We start from the raw sequence: 3506 nt of genomic DNA on the forward strand, positions 1-3506 counted from the left end.
GTTCCTGGTCGACGCGGCGCGCGCCGTGCGCAGCCATGGCGCGTCGATGCGGATCGACCCCGGCGAGTGCCCGCTCGTGGACGTGCTGCGGGCCGAGGGCCTCTACGACGACGTCGTCGGCCCGGAGGCCCCTGCCGTGTCGGCGACGGCGGTCGTGCCCGCCCAGCGGTAGGCGACCCCCGTCAGCTGCTCGGACCTCTCCCACACCGCGGTGGCGAGGGCGGGGTCGCGCGCCAGCGGCGGCAGCTCGGCCCCTGCGGGCGCGCCGCGCAGGCCGCCGAGGCTGCGGGGGCCGTAGTAGGCGCCCGCGGAGGCCGTCGGGTCCGTGGCGGCGAGAACGACGGGCGCGGCGCCCGCGCTAGCCCCTTGCGCGAGCACGCTGCCCATGACCGCGACCGCCGGGGCGGTCACGAACGACGCCAGGCCGGGGCCGCGCCGGGTGAGCAGGCGCGTGCGCGCCCACCCGGGGTGCGCGGCGGTGACGGTGACGTCCCCGCCGAGCTCCTGCGCGCGCCGCGCGAGCTCCGTCGCGAAGAGCAGGTTGGCGAGCTTGGACTGGGCGTACGCCTGCCACCCCGAGAACCTTCCGCTCCCTGCCCCGTCCAGGTCCGGAGCACCGGCGGCGGCCGCGGCGAGGCTCGAGACCACGACCACGCGCCCGGCCGGGGCGGCGGCGAGCCGTGGGGCCAGCAGCCCGGTCAGCGCGAAGTGGCCGAGGTGGTTCGTGCCCATCATCAGCTCGAAGCCGTCGGCGGTCCGCTGCCGGGTGCTCGTGTAGACGCCTGCGTTGCACACGAGCAGGTCGACCGGGAGGGCGTACTCGCGCTCCCGGGCGGCGAGCGCGCGGACCGACGACAGGTCGGCAAGGTCGAGCACCGTGACGTAGGACTGGGTGCCCGGCGCCGACTCCCGCACCTGCTCCAGCGCACGCTCCCCGCGGTCCCGGTCGCGCGCGGCGAGCGCCACGGTCGCCCCGCGCACCGCGAGCTCGCGCGCGACGGCGAGGCCGATGCCCCCGGTCGCGCCGGTGACCAGCGCGCGGCGGCCGGTGAGGTCGGGGAGGCGTACGGGGCGCGGCACCTTGTCGGTCTTCCACCGCCGCGGCCGGCGGACGCGGCCCGGACGGGTGACGCTGTTCACTGGCCGCCGGCGCCCACCTCGACCCAGCCCAGCGAACGCTCCACGGCGCGCTTCCACCCGGCGTACTCGCTCTCGCGCCGGTCCGCGGACCAATGCGGCTCCCAGCGCCGGTCCTCGCGCCAGTTGCCGATCAGCTCGTCGGTCGAGGACCACACGCCTGCCGCGAGCCCGGCGGCATAGGCGGCGCCGAGGGCCGTCGTCTCGGTCACCGCCGGCCGGCTCACCGGGACGCCGAGGACGTCGGCCTGGATCTGCATGCAGAGGCTGTTGGCGGTCACCCCGCCGTCGACCCGCAGCACATCAAGATCGATTCCGGAATCCTGCTTCGCCGCTTCGATCACGTCGCGGCTCTGGAAGCAGATCGACTCCAGCGTCGCGCGCACGAGGTGCGCGTTGGTGTTGAAGCGGGAGAGCCCCACGATCGCGCCGCGGGCGTCCGACCTCCAGTAGGGCGCGAACAGCCCGGAGAACGCCGGGACGAAGTAGACCCCGCCGTTGTCCTCGACCTGAGCGGCCAGCGCCTCGCTCTGCGCCGCGCCGGTGAGGATGCCGAGCTGGTCGCGCAGCCACTGGATCGCGCTGCCGGTCACCGCGATCGAGCCCTCGAGGGCGTACGCGGGCGCGCCGTCGCCGAGCTGCCAGGCCGGCGTCGTCAGCAGCCCGTTGGCCGACCGGACCAGCTCACCGCCGGTGTTGAGCAGGAGGAAGTTGCCTGTGCCATAGGTGTTTTTCGCCGTGCCCGGGGTGAAGCAGCCCTGTCCGAGCGTCGCGGCCTGCTGGTCACCGAGCGCCGCGGTGAGCGGGACGCCGTGCAGCGGGCCCACCGCCTCGCCGTAGCCACGCGCGTCCGAGGACGGGCGGATCTCGGGCAGCATCCGCCGCGGCACGTCGAAGAACGAGAGCAGCTCCTCGTCCCAGTCCAGCGTCTCCAGGCTCATCAGCATCGTGCGCGAGGCGTTGGTGACGTCGGTGACGTGCACGCCGCCGGCGGGGCCTCCGGTCAGGCTCCAGAGCAGCCAGCTGTCCGTGGTGCCGAAGAGGGCGTCCCCCCGCTCGGCGTCCGCGCGCACGCCCTCGACGTTGTCCAGCACCCACTGCAGCTTCGCCCCGGAGAAGTACGTCGCCGGAGGAAGCCCCGCCCGCTCCCGGATCACGCTCCCCCGCCCGTCTGCCTCCAGCGCGGCGGCGATCGTGTCGGTGCGGGTGTCCTGCCAGACGATGGCGTTCGTGTACGGCCGGCCCGTCCGCCGGTTCCACACGACCGTGGTCTCGCGCTGGTTGGCGATGCCGACCGCGGCGAGGTCGCGCGCCTCCAGCCGGGCCTGGCGCAGCGCGATCGAGACGACCGAGGCGGCCCGGTCGGCGATCTCCTCCGGGTCGTGCTCCACCCACCCCGGCCGCGGCAGGATCTGCGCGTGCTCGAGCTGGTGACGGGCGACCTCGGTGCCGGTCGCGTCGAACACCATGAAGCGCGTGCTCGTCGTGCCGTGGTCCAGCGCCCCGACCAGGTCCGCCATCCAGCCCCTCCTCGGTCACGCGTCCGCCAGGCCGCACGTTATCGACCTGACCGCTGCTGAGCCCGACGATCAAGGGGCCTGGCACCGGCACGCCGGCGCGGCGCGCGCCATGTCCCTTGATCGACTCCCCGGGAGGGGGGTCGATTCACGTAGCCTGAGCCATGCCGATCGCGAGCGGGCCGGTACGCCGCAGTGCCCTCGTCGTCCTCGCCGGCGTGCTCTGCGCGTGCACCGCAGCGCAGGTCGACGGACCGGGCGCGGCCGCGCCCACGTCGGCGACCACCTCCCCCGCCGCGGGCAGCACGTCGACCACCGCCACCCCGCCGGCGAGCGGCACGTCGCCCGTCGCTCCCACGGCCGCGAGCACCAGCTCCGCCGAGCCGCCCGCGCAGGACGCCCCGCTCGCCCTCGCCGCCCACCCGAGCCGCGGCCCGGTCGACGTCTCGCCGGCGGTGGCGCGCGCGGTGGTGGCCGGCCGGGTGGCCGACTGGTCCCGGCTGGGGCTGCCCCGCGGCCGGCTGCGCGTCGTGGCCGGGCCGGCGGTCGACGCGCCGGGGGCGGCGCGCGCCCGCAGCGACGCCGCCGCCGTACGCAAGGCCGCGAACGACCCCGCCGTCCTCGCCCTGGTGCCGACGAGCGCGCTGGGGCCGACGGTGCGCGCCGTGCTGATCGGAGGCCGATCGCCGCTCCGGGCGCCGCGGGCGTACCCCTTGCGGACGGCCGGCCAGGCACCGCCCGCCGCGGTGACGATGACCGTGGTGGGCGACGTGATGCTCGCCCGCCGGGTGGCGGCGGCCTCGGGCGACGACCCCGCCGCGCCGCTGCGGCCGCTCGCCCGGCGGCTGGCCG

General features: G+C 76.4%; 2 protein-coding genes and 1 pseudogene. 1 reads left to right on the plus strand and 2 read right to left on the minus strand.

Going from position 1 to position 3506, the window contains the following annotated elements:
- Positions 1-102 precede the first annotated feature (102 nt).
- Entirely contained in the window at positions 103-1140 is a 1038-nt protein-coding gene (locus G9H71_RS21580) for an oxidoreductase (RefSeq protein ID WP_331273185.1), read from the minus strand.
- Positions 1137-2657: a glycerol kinase GlpK gene (gene glpK, locus G9H71_RS21585; RefSeq protein ID WP_166284832.1), complete on the minus strand. Its 1521-nt coding sequence runs from the start codon at positions 2655-2657 to the stop codon at positions 1137-1139. The genes G9H71_RS21580 and glpK overlap by 4 nt, the downstream gene beginning before the upstream one ends.
- A 161-nt stretch (positions 2658-2818) precedes the next feature.
- Here glpK and G9H71_RS21590 point away from each other — a divergent pair.
- A pseudogene (locus tag G9H71_RS21590) lies at positions 2819-3506 on the plus strand (hypothetical protein); the annotation flags it as partial.

Source organism: Motilibacter deserti (genome assembly GCF_011250635.1).
Taxonomy (GTDB): domain Bacteria; phylum Actinomycetota; class Actinomycetes; order Motilibacterales; family Motilibacteraceae; genus Motilibacter_A; species Motilibacter_A deserti.

Bases quoted from the DNA above. Each gene is read 5' to 3' on its own strand.
- glpK (WP_166284832.1), bottom strand. From the start codon at position 2,657: ATGGCGGACCTGGTCGGGGCGCTGGACCACGGCACGACGAGCACGCGC.